This window comes from Bacteroides xylanisolvens XB1A (assembly GCF_000210075.1).
Lineage (GTDB): Bacteria > Bacteroidota > Bacteroidia > Bacteroidales > Bacteroidaceae > Bacteroides > Bacteroides xylanisolvens.
Genome location: NC_021017.1, coordinates 5,355,848 through 5,371,691, shown reverse-complemented (window position 1 = coordinate 5,371,691; position 15,844 = coordinate 5,355,848). Strand labels below are relative to the sequence as shown.

The following is a 15,844-nucleotide window of genomic DNA, read 5'->3' as shown; positions in this document are numbered from 1 at the left end:
ATTTGCTTTGTGATGAATTTATGAAAGGTGCTATCGAGGCGGGCAATGAAGTAGAGAAGATTTTTCTGAAAGACAAAACGGTTCATCCTTGTACGGGATGTAGTGTTTGCAGTATGTACGGTAAACCTTGTCCGTAGAAGGATGATGCAGCGGAAATCGTGGAGAAGATGATTGCTGCCGATGTGATTGTAATGGCAACTCCTGTTTATTTCTATACCATGTCCGGGCAGATGAAGATTATGATTGACCGTTGTTGCGCACGTTATACGGAAATAACTAATAAGGAATTTTATTTCATTATTGCGGCAGCAGAAAACGATAAAGCAATGATGGAGCGTACTATCGACGGCTTCCGTGGCTTCCTCGATTGCTTGGAAGGACCACAGGAAAAAGGGACAGTCTATGGCATCGGTGCATGGAAAGTAGGAGAGATTAAAGATACTCCCTACATGCAGGAAGTATATAATATGGGAAAGATGGTGTAACTGTTTGTTTTCCATATTAAAGATATTCATAAGGAATATGATAAATGGATTTGTTCGAATATTTGAGATATAGTTTTGAACTTAACTTTTAAAACCTGACGGGAAATCTGGAAAAGACGGTTATGTTTTCCAGATTTTCCCCTTTTTACGATTACTTAATTGACTGGATTGCTTGTTCTGCCACAGAATTATTATAATTTTGTGGCAGAACTTTTTATTTTGTATAATTCGTTTGATAACTAACTAAGTATCATGGGCTATAAAATAACGACTCTTGTGGAGAATTGTGTCTATGGACGTAAATTGCAGGCAGAACATGGTCTTTCTCTATATATCGAGACTCAAGAACATAGATTACTTTTCGATACGGGAGCATCCGACTTGTTTATCCGTAACGCCCGCTTGTTGCATATTGACTTGCAAAAAGTCGATTATTTGATATTATCTCATGGTCATAACGATCATACGGGCGGACTACGTTATTTTTTGGAATTGAATACGCAGGCAACCGTTGTCTGTAAGAGTGAGATTTTTTTCTCCTAAATTCAAGGATGAACGTGAGAACGGGATGATGCATACACAAAACCTCGATCGTTCCCGTTTCCGCTTTATTACAGAGCAGACCGAACTGCTTCCCGGAGTTTTTCCCTTTTTCCCTCTATTGATATTATAAATCAGGAAGATACCCATTTTGAACGTTTTTGGGTTCAGCAAGAAGATGGATGCAAAATACCGGATACTTTTCAGGATGAATTGGCGGTGGTATTGGTGGAACCGGAAGGATTTTCCGTATTAAGTGCCTGTTCTCATCGGGGAATAACCAATATTTTGCGTACGGTTCAGGCTGTCTTTCCCGAATCTCCTTGTAAGTTACTTCTGGGAGGTTTTCATATCCATAACGCGGAAAAACAAAAATATCAGGTCATTGCAGATTATTTACAGGAATATCTTCCCCGACAGATTGGCGTTTGTCATTGTACGGGAGTGGATAAATATGCCTTCTTTTATAAAGATTTTGGTGACAGCACATTTTATAATTACACGGGAAAACTAATTCAAACCGATTTATCGGAATAAATTTATAATAATTTGATATGAAGAAACTAATAACTTCTTTAGCGCTGGTACTATCAGCATTATCCAGCTATGCAATTACTCCTTTGTGGATGCGTGATACACGTATTTCACCGGATGGATCAGAAATTGTTTTTTGTTACAAAGGTGACATTTATAAAGTCCCTGCACAAGGAGGAACAGCTGTTCAACTCACCACACAAACCTCTTATGAAGCCAATCCGGTTTGGTCGCCCGATGGCAAGCAAATTGCGTTTGCCAGTGACCGGAATGGAAATTTTGACATATTCATCATGCCTGCTGACGGAGGTGCCGCCCGGCGATTGACCTATCATTCTGCATCAGAAATACCGTCGGCTTTTACTCCGGATGGAAAGTATGTCTTTTTCTCTGCTTCTATACAGGATCCGGCAAGCAGTGCCCTGTTTCCTACAGGAGCAATGACGGAATTATATAAAGTTCCTGTTGCCGGCGGACGTACCGAGCAAGTGCTGGGCACTCCTGCCGAACTGGTCTGTTTTGATAAAACAGGGAAGAATTTTCTTTATCAGGATCGTAAAGGTTTTGAGGATGAATGGAGAAAGCATCATACTTCTTCCATTACGAGAGATATTTGGTTATATAATACCCAAACGGGAAAACATACGAACCTGACAAACCGGGGAGGAGAGGACCGTAATCCTGTGTATGCACCTGATGGTAATGCTGTCTATTTTTTAAGTGAGCGTGATGGAGGTTCTTTCAATGTGTATACTTTCCCTTTGAATACCCCACAGGAAGTGAAAGCTGTGACTACTTTCAAAACTCACCCGGTACGTTTTTTATCTGTCAGCGATAAAGGTACCTTATGTTATACCTATGATGGTGAGTTATACACACAGAAGTCTGGTGCACGTCCGGAAAAAGTAAAAGTAGAACTTGTCCGTGATGATGAGCAGCAGCTTGCTACACTTAAGTTCTCGCAGGGAGCAACTTCCGCTTCTGTATCTCCGGACGGTAAACAAGTTGCTTTTATTGTACGTGGTGATGTGTTTGTGACCTCAACTGATTATGCTACCACCAAGCAAATCACAAATACTCCGGCAAAAGAAGCTGCCGTTTCTTTTGCTCCGGACAATCGGACACTGGTTTATGCCAGCGAGCGAACCGGTAATTGGCAACTTTATACCGCCAAAATAAGTCGTAAGGAAGACCCGAATTTCCCTAATGCCACTCTTATTGAAGAGGAAGTATTACTACCGTCCAAAACGGTAGAACGTGCTTATCCGCAATATTCACCGGATGGCAAAGAATTGGCTTTTATCGAAGACCGTAATCGTTTGATGGTACTCAATTTGAAAACAAAAAAGGTACGTCAGGTAACGGATGGTTCTACATGGTATAACACCGGAGGTGGATTCGATTACGAATGGTCGCCTGATGGTAAATGGTTCACTCTCGAATTTATAGGCAACCGCCACGATCCTTATTCGGATGTAGGCATTGTCAGCGCACAGGGAGGGGCAACTACTAATCTGACAAATAGTGGATATATCAGTGGTGCTCCGCGTTGGGTACTCGATGGGAATGCTATTCTTTTCCAAACCGAACGCTATGGTATGCGTGCGCATGCTTCCTGGGGATCGCAGCAAGATGTGATGTTGGTGTTTCTCAATCAGGATGCTTATGATCGTTACCGTTTGAGTAAGGAAGATTTCGAATTACTCAAAGAATTTGAAAAGGAACAGAAGAAGGCAAAGGAGAAAGACGATGAGAAGACGAAAGACGCAAAGAAGTCTAAGGCGGAAAAAGCAGATAAAGGAAATGCTGACAAAGACAAGATCGACAAGGATAAGGCAGATCAAAAAGAGCTAGTTGTCGAGCTGAACGGCATTGAAGACCGTATCGTACGTCTGACTCCCAATTCATCCGACTTGGGTAGTGCCATACTTTCAAAAGACGGGGAAGATCTTTACTATTTCTCTGCGTTCGAAGATGGATATGACCTTTGGAAAATGAATCTCCGTGAAAAAGATACGAAGCGTCTGCACAAACTTAATACCGGTTGGGCATCGTTGATGCTGGACAAAAAAGGAGATATCTTTTTGTTGGGAAGCCGGATTATGCAAAAGATGGATGCCAAGTCGGATGCGTTGAAGTCCATCAGCTATCAGGCTGAAATGAAAATGGATTTGGCTGCCGAACGTGAAACGATGTTTGACCATGTGTACAAACAGCATCAAAAACGTTTCTACAATGTCAATATGCACGGAGTTGACTGGGATGCTATGACTAATGCTTATCGTAAGTTCTTGCCTCATATTGATAACAATTATGACTTTGCAGAATTATTGAGTGAGTGGTTGGGTGAGCTGAATGTTTCACATACCGGAGGACGTTATTCTCCCAAAGGAAAAGGAGATGTCACTTCTAATCTCGGACTCTTGTTCGACTGGAATTATCAGGGAAAAGGAATGCAGATTGCCGAAGTAATAGAAAAAGGTCCGTTCGATCATTCACGTACCAAAGTAAAGGCTGGTTGCATCATTGAAAAGATTAATGGAGAAGAGATAACTCTCGATAATGACATAACCTGCTTGCTGAATAATAAAGCAGGGAAGAAAACATTGATTTCAATCTACAATCCACAAAGTAAAGAGCGTTGGGAAGAAGTGGTGATACCGGTCACCAACGGGCAACTGAATGGATTGTTATACAAACGTTGGGTAAAACAACGTGCGGCAGATGTTGAAAAATGGTCGAAAGGACGTTTGGGATATGTTCATATTCAGTCGATGGGAGATGACAGCTTCCGTACTGTATACTCGGACATTCTGGGAAAATATAACAACTGCGAAGGCATTGTGATTGATACCCGTTTCAACGGTGGTGGCCGTCTGCATGAAGATATTGAAATACTGTTCAGTGGTCAGAAATACTTCACACAGGTGGTACGCGGACGTGAAGCCTGTGATATGCCGAGTCGTCGCTGGAACAAACCTTCCATTATGTTGCAATGTGAGGCCAACTACTCGAATGCACACGGAACTCCGTGGGTATATAAACATCAAAAGATTGGCAAACTTGTTGGTATGCCTGTTCCAGGTACTATGACAAGTGTGTCCTGGGAAACTTTACAAGATCCTTCACTGGTTTTTGGTATTCCTATCGTCGGTTATCGTTTGCCTGACGGCAGTTATTTGGAAAATACCCAATTGGAACCGGATGTAAAGGTTGCCAATAATCCGGAAACAGTAGTCAAAGGAGAGGATACCCAACTAAAGGTGGCTGTGGATGAACTTCTGAAAGAGATAGATAGTCAGAAGAAGTAAATACGAGTATAATTATATCTAAAATAAAGAGTCGCTTCTTTGAAAGAATCAATCAGATTCTAACAGAGAAGCGACTTTCTTTTATAGCAATTTTCTTATATTGACCTTTTTATATGACTCCTTTTATAAGGCGTTTATTTTAAATAGATATAGGGCTTACTTCCAGACCGGCAGTAATCTATGGAGAGTTTTTCTAGTCATTATCTTCTGATTTAGGAAGCTGACGATATACCCCGTTATACAAGCGGCAATGAGTGATCCTTCGCGTACTCCCTGAATACCTTGAGTCAGCAGGAGCGAGAGAATCACGGCTAATGTAACCAAAGTAATATCAAAATAAACTTTGAACTTTCCAAATTCCTTGTTATAATGGCGGGATGCATATTTCACAAATGCTTCTGCGCTCATCATGGCTACTCTTGGTTTCAGTTCAAGCACTACTCCGATAGACTGCACCATGCATCCTGTAAGTAATAAAGCAATCGACATACCATAATTAGCGGGATGCAGTTCGCTTGTCAGCATCATATTGAAATCAATGAATGCCGAAAAGATAAAAGAGAACGGTAGTTGAAGAAGAATTTCAATAATATCCTGTCGGGTTCTATTCTTTCGGATTAACCAAAATTGTCCCAGGATAAGTACCATGTTGATGATAAATGTGCAAGTACCCAACGATAAAGGACTATTCAGGCTTAACACATAATTGATGCTCGATATGGGAGTAGTTCCTAATGCCGAGCGTATAATCAACACGATACCTGCCGCTAGAAAATAGAGTCCGATAACAAACACTAAATACCTCTTAAAAATCTCTTTCATTTCCATGTCTTTTTAACCTCTTTCTATTGATTCCTTTCTCATGTATTGAAAAGGATATGCAAAGGTCTTGTTTTTTACTCTGAAATAGATTATCTAATTCCATACAGTTTTTGTCATATCCGAAACAAATCGTATTTTTACGTCATAAAATAAAGGTGTAAATGGTAAAATCTCGTATATTTGATAATACGCAACTATTGAAGGAGCATCCTGAACTTCCTCATTATAAAGAGGAGGTAGTCTGTTTCCGGAGTGAATATAAAGACAGAAGTTATCCGGCAAATGAATGTTATTTCAATCGGGAGCTTTATATGATATTCGTTCTTGAAGGCCGTTCGGAAATTCTACTGAATGGAGAGTTTATTGCGATAGAACCGAATATGTTACTTATTCACGGAGCAAATTATCTCACGGAACATCTTTATTCAAGTCGGGATATTAAATTTATCACTCTTGCCCTTTCCGAATCCATGCGGACGGACGATTCTTATCTGACACAAATCACGGCAATTCTGTTGGCAACCATGAGACGGAATAAGCAATATACGATTCAGTTGACGGAGTACGAAGCTCAAATCATCCATAAGGAGCTGGAAGTATTGATGCATCTGATGAATATTGAACATCATTTCCTTTTCCGGCGTATACAGGCAGCGTGCAATTCTCTGTTTTTGGATATAGCAGATTTTCTTTCCCGAAAGACCGTTATCAAAAAAGAGATCAGTCGTAAAGACCACGTTCTGCAAGAATTTCATGCACTCGTTACTCGTAATTTCAGGGAAGAACATTTCGTGAGCTTTTATGCGGATAAACTGGCTATTAGTGAACAGTACCTGGCACGCATTGTACGTCTTGGAACAGGTAAGACTATCAATAGCCTTATTAATGAATTGTTAGTAATGGAAGCGCGTACTTTATTGAGTTCTACCAAATTTACGGTTGGCGAGATTGCTGCTAAACTGGGGTTTAGTGATGCAGCCGGTTTTTGTAAGTTCTTTAAAAGAAATGCGGGACAGACTCCGTTGAATTATCGGAAAGGATTATTGATTTGAACGGAAAGGATTGCTGAACTGAATGGGGAATTACTGAACTGAATAGGGAATATAATGAATTTAAATAATAAGTTGGCTGATTTGAATGAAAATGGAAGTAGGTTGATGCAACTGTCCTTAAAGACCGTATACATCAACCTATCTGAATATATAGTGAATGGGTTTGATTTTAACCGATCAGTGTTGTAATATCTTCTACAATCTGTTCATCTGTCAGATGATTGGCGCGGAGAAACTCCTGTATATCATATCGGTCAACAAATTCTTTTTTAGCTCCAAAGTTCAGAACTTTCATGTTTGTAGCACCATAATAACGGGCAATCTTTTCACCGAAACCGCCATCCAATACACCGTCTTCCAACGTAATCACTAATTCGTGATCTGCTTTCAGTTCATCCATCAGTTCGTTGTCTACACCGGTGATGTAACGCGGATTGATGAGTGTTGCGTCAATATTGGCTTTTTCTTTCAGAAGTGATGCAACCGACTGTCCCAATCCATAGAACGAACCTAAAGCAAGAATGGCTACTTTCGATCCACGATGCGTTACTTTATAGCGATTGAGAACACTATAATCAGTCTCCACCGGTTCCCCACAAGTAATTACATCTGTTGCCGGCACACGGATTGCAATCGGGTGTTCATTTTGGCGGATACTCCATTCTAGCATAGCAAGATATTCCTCTTTGCAAGTCGGTGCCAGATAAACCATATTAGGAATATTGCTGATGAGCGGAATATCGAAGAAGCAGAGGTGAGTTACATCATTCATTCCGGACAGTGTTCCCCAGAATACCAATAAAACAGCCGGGTTATTATTGATACAGAGGTCTTGCGAAAGTTGATCGTATGAACGTTGGATAAATGTACTATACACTCCGTAAACAGGTTTTCCGCCATTGGCTGCGATACCCGAAGCAAGAGCTACTGCGTGTTCTTCTGCAATACCGACATCTACAAACTGTTTGCCAGCTTCCTTGCGGCGGTCCGGAGTGAATCCGAGAACGGCAGGAGTACCCGAAGTGATTGTTACCACTCGCTTGTCTTCTTTCATCTTTTTCAGCAGATATTGGGCAGTCATTTCGCTATAATCTTCCGCATCCTCGGCAAACTTTGGTTTTCCGGTTTCTATATTGAAAGGAGTGAGCCAGTGAAAAGTTTCCCTATCTTGTTCTGCAGGTTTATAACCTTTCCCTTTCAGAGTATTAATATGTACTACTACCGGATGCTGAATATCTTTCACTTTAGAGAAAGCCTTAACCAATGCTTCCACATTATTGCCGTCGTTCACGTACATATAATCCAATCCCATAGCCTTGAAGAAATTACATTCGCACTGACCGTTACTGTCACGCAATTTTTTCAGGTTCTTATATAGTCCACCGTGATTTTCGGCAATAGACATCTGATTGTCATTGACAATAATAATCATGTTTGTACCAAGCTCCGCCACATAGTCCAATCCTTCAAATGCTTCGCCGCCACTTAAGGAACCGTCGCCTATCACGGCTATGATATTCTCATTGCCACCGGTCAGGTCGCGTCCTTTCGCCAATCCGCTAGCCAGGCTGACGGAAGTGGAAGTATGACCGATAACAAAAAAATCATGCTTACTTTCTTGTGGTTCGGAATAACCGGATACGTTGTCATACTCTGCCGGATAGAGAAAAGCATCTTTCCGTCCGGTCAGCATCTTATGTACATAACTCTGATGCGATACATCAAAAACAAGCTTGTCTTCCGGTGAATTGAATACATAATGTAAAGCGATAGTCGCTTCCACCATTCCGAAATTAGGGCCGAAATGCCCGCCATGTTCACTTAACTTTTGCAGGAGTGATGCACGGATTTCATTACTTAAATCATTGAGTTCTTTAAACGATAACTTCTTTACGTCTGCAGGAGAGTAAATATTTTCTAAATACATATCAATTTGTTTTTTACGTTTATACCTATTATCTTTATCACACTGCAAAGATACTGCTGATTTTAGATTCGATTTGTATATAGATTACGGATTATTTTACCTATATTACCGACCTTGGAAAATAGGACTGACGATAAACATAAAAATAGTAGATAATATATATTGGAGGACAACATATATGAATAGTGATTATAAAGTGGGCGATTTAATTTATGATGCAAATATTTATGATGCAATGAATACCAATCTAGATGATTGGTACTTTTATAAGCGATGGCTGCCGGAAAACAAGGATGCACGGATACTTGAACTTTGTTGTGGTACGGGCAGGCTCACTCTGCCCATTGCAAAGGAAGGATATGATATTACTGGGATTGATTATACCCCTTCAATGCTTGCCCAGGCAAAAATTAAAGCTTCCGAAGTAGGATTAGAAATAAGTTTTATCGAGGCAGATATCAGAACTTTGGATTTGCCGGAAAAATACGACTTTATCTTTATTCCGTTTAATTCAATTCATCATTTATATAAGAATGAAGATTTATTTAAGGTATTTAATGTCGTTAAGAATCACCTCAAAGACGGTGGCTTATTTCTGTTTGATTGTTTTAATCCGAATATCCAATATATAGTTGAAGGTGAAAAAGAGCAGAAAGAAATTGCTGCATATACAACCGATGACGGTAGAGAAGTATTGATAAAGCAGACAATGCGATATGAAAATAAAACTCAGATTAACCGTATCGAATGGCATTATTTTATCAATGGCAAGTTTAACTCTATTCAAAATCTGGATATGAGAATGTTCTTCCCTCAAGAGTTAGATTCATATTTGGAATGGAATGGTTTTCATATTATTCATAAGTATGGCGGATTTGAAGAAGAGGCATTTGACGATAATTCGGCAAAACAGATATTTATTTGTCAATGTGACTTAGTGTATTGAGATTTTATTAATAAATAAGTGAAAATGTAATAGTATGGTAGCGTGGTTGCCTAAAGGCCTTTTGGGGCTGTCTTTATCCTTTTGAACTGGAAGTACTCATCAGAATTCTTTTTCAGTTTCGACTTTTCTCATTTTGTTTAATGATTCTTTAGTTACTTCTCGTAATAAATTTGGCGTTCGCTAAAGTAGGAAGTCTGACTTTGGCTTCCTTGGTTTTGATACTTACTTCATTTCCTTAAATAGGTTAGAATAGATATTATAGCAGATTGATAAAAAATAGAATCTGTAATTCGGGTAATAATGTCAGTAATTCATCTACATACAGTCTCTTTATTTCACCCTATTTTTGCAACGTAGAAAATAGATAATCAATTCTTTAATAATTAAAAATAAGAGATATGAAACGGATTTTATTATTAACAACTGTATTTATGATGATGCTTGGAACTAGTTTTTCTTCTGCACAGACAGATGCAGATAACTTTTATAAAAGTGATTTGGTAAGTGTGGAGAAAGTTTCTTTTTCCAACCAGTATAAAATGAAGGTAGCCGGAAATTTGTTTCTGCCTAAGAATATGAAAGAAGGGGACAAATACCCTGCAATCATTGTCGGACATCCAATGGGAGCTGTCAAGGAACAGAGCGCGAACCTTTACGCAACGAAAATGGCCGAACGGGGTTTTGTAACACTCTCCATAGACCTGTCTTTTTGGGGTGGGAGTGAAGGCGAGCCGCGCAATGCTGTTCTGCCGGAAGTTTATGCGGAAGACTTTAGTGCCGCAGTTGATTTTTTAGGTACCCGTCCGTTTGTCGACCGGAATCAGATTGGAGTAATCGGTATTTGCGGCAGTGGAAGTTTTGCTATCAGTGCAGCGAAAATAGACCCTCGCCTTAAAGCCATTGCGACAATCAGTATGTACAATATGGGTACGGCTAGCCGTAACGGGTTAAAACACTCATTGACATTGGAACAGAGAAAGCAAATAATGGCTGAAGCGGCAGAACAGCGTTATGCTGAATTTTTAGGTGGAGAAACTCAATATACAGGTGGCACCGTACATCAACTGACAGAAAAGTCCAGTCCGATTGAACGGGAGTTCTATGAGTTCTACCGTACACAAAGAGGAGAATTTACCCCCGACGGAGCAACTCCTATGACCACCACTCATCCTACACTTTCAAGCAATGTGAAATTTATGAATTTCTATCCTTTCGAAGATATTGAGACTATTTCACCCCGTCCTATGCTTTTCATCACCGGTGAAAATGCCCACTCACGTGAATTTAGTGAAGACGCCTACCGATTGGCCGCCGAACCTAAAGAACTGTATATAGTACCCGGCGCCGGACACGTAGACCTTTACGACCGTGTAAGCCTTATACCATTTGACAAGCTGGAATCTTTCTTCAAGGAGTATCTGAAGAAATAGTGATAACAGGAAGTGTAAATGTAACTTTTGAAATAACAGATTAAAGAATAAACTAATGGAACAAATAAGAAATAAAGAATATGGAGGCGAACGTCCTCTGTTCGCGACCCACGACCTTCAACTGGAAGATGTAACAATTCACGCCGGTGAATCTGCATTGAAAGAATGTAGTAATATTATAGCAATCAACTGTCGCTTTGAAGGAAAATATCCTTTTTGGCATACCAACGGATTCATTGTGAAAAACTGTCTCTTCACAGAGGGAGCCCGTGCTGCTCTATGGTACTCTCAAAGTCTGCAAATGGCAGATACCTTGGTAGAAGCACCGAAGATGTTTCGTGAAATGGACGGAATAAAACTCGAAAACGTGCAGTTGCCTAATGCTTTGGAAACGTTTTGGTATTGTCGTAATATAGAGCTGAAGAACGTACAGATTGATAAAGCGGATTACCTTTTTATACACAGTGAGAATATTAAGATACAAAACTATGCCCAAAACGGGAACTATTCGTTCCAATATTGCAAGAATGTAGAAATCCATAATGCAGTTATCAATTCCAAAGATGCTTTCTGGAATACGGAAAATGTAACAGTCTATGATTCCGAGCTGAACGGAGAATATCTGGGCTGGCATTCTAAAAACTTACGTCTGGTAAATTGCAGGATTTCGGGGACTCAACCGCTTTGCTACGCACATGATCTGGTGATGGAAAATTGTACGATGGCGGAAGATGCTGACCTTGCTTTTGAACACAGTAGTGTGAAGGCAACGATTAAAAGTCCCGTTCATTGCGTAAAAAATCCTCGTACGGGAAGTATTGTTGCCGAAAGTTTCGGAGCAATCATTTTGGACGAAAATATTAAATCACCAGCAAATTGTGAATTGAAACTTTGGGACGATCTAACCTGTTTTAATTGAAATATGAAATATAATTTCGATGAAATTATTCCACGCAGAGGAACGAATTCTTATAAATGGGATTCGGCTGAAGATGCGGATGTATTGCCGATGTGGGTAGCTGATATGGATTTCCGTACGGCTCCCCCTGTCGTGGAGGCATTGAAGAAACGGGTGGAACATGGGATTTTCGGTTATGTACGTGTACCTGATGCATACTACGAGGCAGTTCTAAATTGGTTTGCTCAACGGCATGCCTGGCGGATGGAAAAAGAGTGGATTATTTACACCACCGGTGTTGTGCCGGCAATATCTGCTGTGATTAAAGCATTAACGCTGCCCGGAGATAAAGTAATGGTGCAGACACCTGTATATAACTGTTTTTTCTCCTCTATCCGTAATAACGGATGCGAGATGATTGCCAATCCTTTGGTATATAGAAACAGGGGCTATCAGATTGACTTTGATGATTTGGAGCGGAAAGCTTCAGACCCGAAGGTAAAACTTCTGTTGTTATGCAATCCGCACAATCCTGCCGGAAGAGTGTGGAGCAAGCAAGAGTTAAGGCGGATAGGTGAGATTTGTCTTCGAAATAATGTGTTTGTGGTTGCGGATGAAATTCATTGTGAATTGGTATTTCTGGGGCATGAATATACTCCTTTTGCTTCTATATCAGAAGAATTCCTACTGAACTCGGTCACTTTTGTTTCGCCTAGCAAAGCCTTTAATTTGGCAGGACTTCAGATAGCCAATATCATTTCCGCAGATGCAGATGTACGGAGGCGGATAGATAAAGCGATTAATATAAATGAAGTCTGTGATGTGAATCCTTTTGGAGTGGAGGCGTTGATAGCTGCTTATAATGAGGGTGAAGAATGGCTGGAAGAACTTAAAATCTATTTGTTTGCGAATTACATCTATTTAAAAGGTTATTTCGAGACCTATCTTCCGGAGTTTCCTGTAATGATGTTGGAAGGTACGTATTTAGTTTGGGTAGATTGTTCGGTTCTGCATCAGGCGTCAGCGGAAATAGTCAAAGACTTGTTGAAGAAAGAAAAACTTTGGGTGAACGAAGGCAGCCTGTATGGAGAGGCTGGTGAAGGATTTATCCGTATCAATATTGCCTGTCCGCGACAGCGGTTGATAGATGGATTAAACAGATTGAAGCGGGCTTTGAAATAATAAAATAATTGTCAGTTTATTGAGAGATCCCCCTTCTCACTCCCCGTAAATACGAATGAAAAGAAGTAATATGGAAAGTCTGAATTGTTCGAAAGGGAATACGGTAGGTATTGTTGTTGCCTATTTTCTCATTTATGTAGTCTGGGGCTCCACCTATTTTTTTATCGGTGTGGCCTTGAAAGACTTTTCGCCTTTCCTTCTCGGAGCGCTCCGGTTTACGGCTGCCGGGATTATACTTCTGGGAATCTGTTATTTGCGGGGAGAACAAATTATAAAGAAAAGCTTGGTAAAACGTTCCGCCGTTAGTGGCATTGTATTGTTGTTTGTAGATATGGCTGTCGTTATGTTGGCGCAACGAGTAGCCTTGTAGCCATTATCGCTTCTTCCACAGCCCTTTGGATTTTGCTGTTGGATGTCCCGATGTGGCGTACTAATTTCCGTAATCCACTTACTATAATGGGAGGTTTGATTGGTTTCGGAGGGGTAGTGATGCTTTATGCAGAGCAACTCAATGTCAGATGGTTACATTCGTATAGTGAGCGTGGTATTCTGCTCCTTATTTTCGGGTGCATATCCTGGGCTTTGGGAACGCTATATGCCAAATATCGTTCTTCTCGTGAAGAAAAAGTGAATGCTTTTGCCGGTTCTGCCTGGCAGATGCTTTTTGCCAGTGGAATGTTTTGGCTTTGTGCTGTTATCAATGGAGATGTTCGGGAGGCCGATTTGCGTGAAGTCTCGGTTACAAGCTGGCTCTCCCTGCTTTATTTAGTCTCTTTCGGTTCTTTACTGGCATATTCGGCATACGTTTGGCTGTTGAAAGTGCGTCCGGCTGCGGAGGTAGGGACACATGCTTATGTCAATCCTTTTATTGCTGTTCTTTTAGGAGTCTTTTTAGGAAACGAACAGGTTACTTTTATTCAGGTTTCCGGTTTGCTGGTTATTCTGTTGGGAGTGATGTTGATAGGTCGGAAGCGTAAAGCGCAATAAATAGAAAACGATGTACATCTTATATCATTTCGATAATATAATTCCTTATATTTGTATCAGGATGAATAAACCAATAATTTGAGAAATGAAAACAGAAAAAGAAAAAATGTTGGCGGGAGAAGTTTATGATTGTGCTGATAATGAGTTACTGACCAGATGGCATAAAGCAAAGCAACTTCAACAGGAGTATAATAATACTCTCACTACTGATGCAGGTAAAATTTCTGATTTATTAGATGAATTAATCGGTTCAAGGGGGGATAATGTCTGGATTAGTGCTCCTTTCTTTGTGGACTATGGTGAGAATATTTATATCGGGAAGAATGTAGAGATTAATATGAATTGCGTTTTTCTTGATTGTAACAAGATTGTTATCGGTGATAATTCGGGGATTGGGCCGGGAGTACATATTTATACTGTTTTTCATTCTACAAAGGCATCGGAAAGAACCTCTGAAAACAGTACTTTTTGGAAGTCACAGACAGCTCCGGTGATTATTGGCAATAATGTGTGGATTGGTGGAGGATGCATCATTCTTCCGGGAGTAACTATTGGCGATAATACAACTATTGGGGCAGGGAGCGTTGTCACAAAGTCTATTCCGGCCAATGTGCTGGCGGTTGGCAATCCGTGTAGAATCCTTAAACAGATAGAGTATTGACGCTTCTTTAATATTCGTATTATCTCGTCAGTAAAAAAGTCACTTGTAATGCTATGTTAAGCACTTCCCATTCATAACGTAAAAAATACGTGAACGGGGAGTATTAGGGAGGAATGTGGTGATCTAATAATGACGCTATATCTCTGTATTTAAGATGTCAGGTTTGCGTGCGGAATTTATTAGGAGTCATCCCGACAATTCGTTTAAACATTCGGCTAAGATGTTGTGGATACTGGAATCCGATTTCGTAGGCAATCTGACTCGTTGTTTTATCTGAAGACAAGAGTTGTTCTTTTGCCAGTTCAATCATTTTATCCTGAATATATTCGGAGACGGTTTTACCAGTTTGCTTACGAATCATATCGCCAAAGTAGTTGGGAGAAAGAAATACTTTGTCGGCAAAGTATTTGACCGATGGCAATCCTAAATGTTGCGGAGCATCTCCTTCAAAATATTCATTGAGCAGATGTTCGAAGCGGACGATAATATCATTGTTAACTTTGTTTCGGGTTTCAAACTGCCGTTCGTAAAAGCGCATACAATAATCAAGCAGCAATCTGATATTGGTACAGATCAGGCGGCGACTGTGTCTGTCGATAGCATGGTTTAGCTCGATTGCTATTTTTTGCAGGCAATCCATTACTATCTGTCGCTCCTCTTCAGAAAGATGGAGTGCTTCATTGGTTTCGTAAGAGAAGAATGAGTAGTTTTTTATTTCTTGTCCGAGGCTAGTGCCTCGTATGAGGTCGGGATGGAATAGGAGGCCGTGCGCATTGGGCTGAATGTTTTGGATTAATTCCAAATCAGTAATTTGCCCGGGGCCAAAACAGACAATGGTTCCGTCTTGATAGTCATAATATTGACGACCGTATTTAATATCACCGCATTTTACATTCTTCAAGAATAGCGCATACACTTCATAGCGAAACCATGCGCGTGTAGGCCATGTGGTGGACTTGGTGAGATCGATGATGCTGACCAACGGATGTTTGGTTTCAAGTCCGAAGATTTCGTTATAACGATTCACGTTATCTATTACAATCATTTCGTCTTTATAATTCTCTTCCAT

At 40.3% G+C, this 15,844-nt stretch carries 10 protein-coding genes and 3 pseudogenes; 10 read left to right on the top strand and 3 right to left on the bottom strand.

The genetic code is table 11. From position 1 onward, the window contains the following. Window positions 1-2: 2 nt before the first annotated feature. The 3 genes and pseudogenes from BXY_RS21045 (at window position 3) to BXY_RS21035 (ending at window position 4,870) form a co-directional block, all read left to right on the top strand. Window positions 3-485, top strand: a pseudogene (locus tag BXY_RS21045) (flavodoxin family protein). 252 nt (window positions 486-737) lie between these two features. Then, a pseudogene (locus BXY_RS21040) lies at window positions 738-1,562 on the top strand (MBL fold metallo-hydrolase). Window positions 1,563-1,579: 17 nt separating this feature from the next. Further along, window positions 1,580-4,870: a S41 family peptidase gene (locus BXY_RS21035; RefSeq protein ID WP_208946886.1), complete on the top strand. Its 3,291-nt coding sequence runs from the start codon at window positions 1,580-1,582 to the stop codon at window positions 4,868-4,870. Between the two features lie 156 nt (window positions 4,871-5,026). On the opposite strand, the gene BXY_RS21030 is transcribed toward BXY_RS21035, so the two are convergent. Next, entirely contained in the window at window positions 5,027-5,698 is a 672-nt protein-coding gene (locus tag BXY_RS21030) for a YczE/YyaS/YitT family protein (protein ID WP_015532903.1), read from the bottom strand. A gap of 155 nt (window positions 5,699-5,853) precedes the next feature. Here BXY_RS21030 and BXY_RS21025 point away from each other — a divergent pair, with 155 nt between their 5' ends. Then, window positions 5,854-6,744, top strand: a complete 891-nt coding sequence (locus tag BXY_RS21025) for a helix-turn-helix domain-containing protein (RefSeq protein WP_004304051.1) — start codon at window positions 5,854-5,856, stop codon at window positions 6,742-6,744. Between the two features lie 169 nt (window positions 6,745-6,913). On the opposite strand, the gene BXY_RS21020 is transcribed toward BXY_RS21025, so the two are convergent. Further along, window positions 6,914-8,671, bottom strand: a complete 1,758-nt coding sequence (locus BXY_RS21020) for a 1-deoxy-D-xylulose-5-phosphate synthase (protein ID WP_015532902.1) — start codon at window positions 8,669-8,671, stop codon at window positions 6,914-6,916. A 178-nt stretch (window positions 8,672-8,849) separates the two neighbouring features. Between BXY_RS21020 and BXY_RS21015 the strand changes: the two genes are divergently transcribed. The 6 genes and pseudogenes from BXY_RS21015 to BXY_RS20990 all read left to right on the top strand — a co-directional run bounded on the left by BXY_RS21015 (window position 8,850) and on the right by BXY_RS20990 (window position 14,775). Beyond that, window positions 8,850-9,617, top strand: a complete 768-nt coding sequence (locus tag BXY_RS21015; protein ID WP_015532901.1) for a class I SAM-dependent methyltransferase — start codon at window positions 8,850-8,852, stop codon at window positions 9,615-9,617. Window positions 9,618-10,015: 398 nt separating this feature from the next. Next, a complete protein-coding gene (locus tag BXY_RS21010) occupies window positions 10,016-11,047 on the top strand; it encodes an alpha/beta hydrolase (RefSeq protein ID WP_203462529.1) in 1,032 nt (343 codons plus the stop codon). 55 nt (window positions 11,048-11,102) lie between these two features. Next, entirely contained in the window at window positions 11,103-11,966 is an 864-nt protein-coding gene (locus BXY_RS21005; RefSeq protein ID WP_015532899.1) for a DUF3737 family protein, read from the top strand. Window positions 11,967-11,969: 3 nt separating this feature from the next. Further along, window positions 11,970-13,127, top strand: coding sequence for a MalY/PatB family protein (locus BXY_RS21000; RefSeq protein ID WP_009039856.1), 1,158 nt, complete (start codon window positions 11,970-11,972; stop codon window positions 13,125-13,127). Window positions 13,128-13,197: 70 nt separating this feature from the next. After that, a pseudogene (locus BXY_RS23825) lies at window positions 13,198-14,114 on the top strand (EamA family transporter). An 85-nt stretch (window positions 14,115-14,199) separates the two neighbouring features. Further along, window positions 14,200-14,775: a sugar O-acetyltransferase gene (locus BXY_RS20990; RefSeq protein ID WP_008025517.1), complete on the top strand. Its 576-nt coding sequence runs from the start codon at window positions 14,200-14,202 to the stop codon at window positions 14,773-14,775. Between the two features lie 157 nt (window positions 14,776-14,932). Here BXY_RS20990 and BXY_RS20985 read toward each other — a convergent pair whose 3' ends face one another. Continuing rightward, on the bottom strand, window positions 14,933-15,844 hold the full coding sequence (locus tag BXY_RS20985; protein ID WP_015532896.1) for a helix-turn-helix domain-containing protein: 912 nt from the start codon (window positions 15,842-15,844) through the stop codon (window positions 14,933-14,935).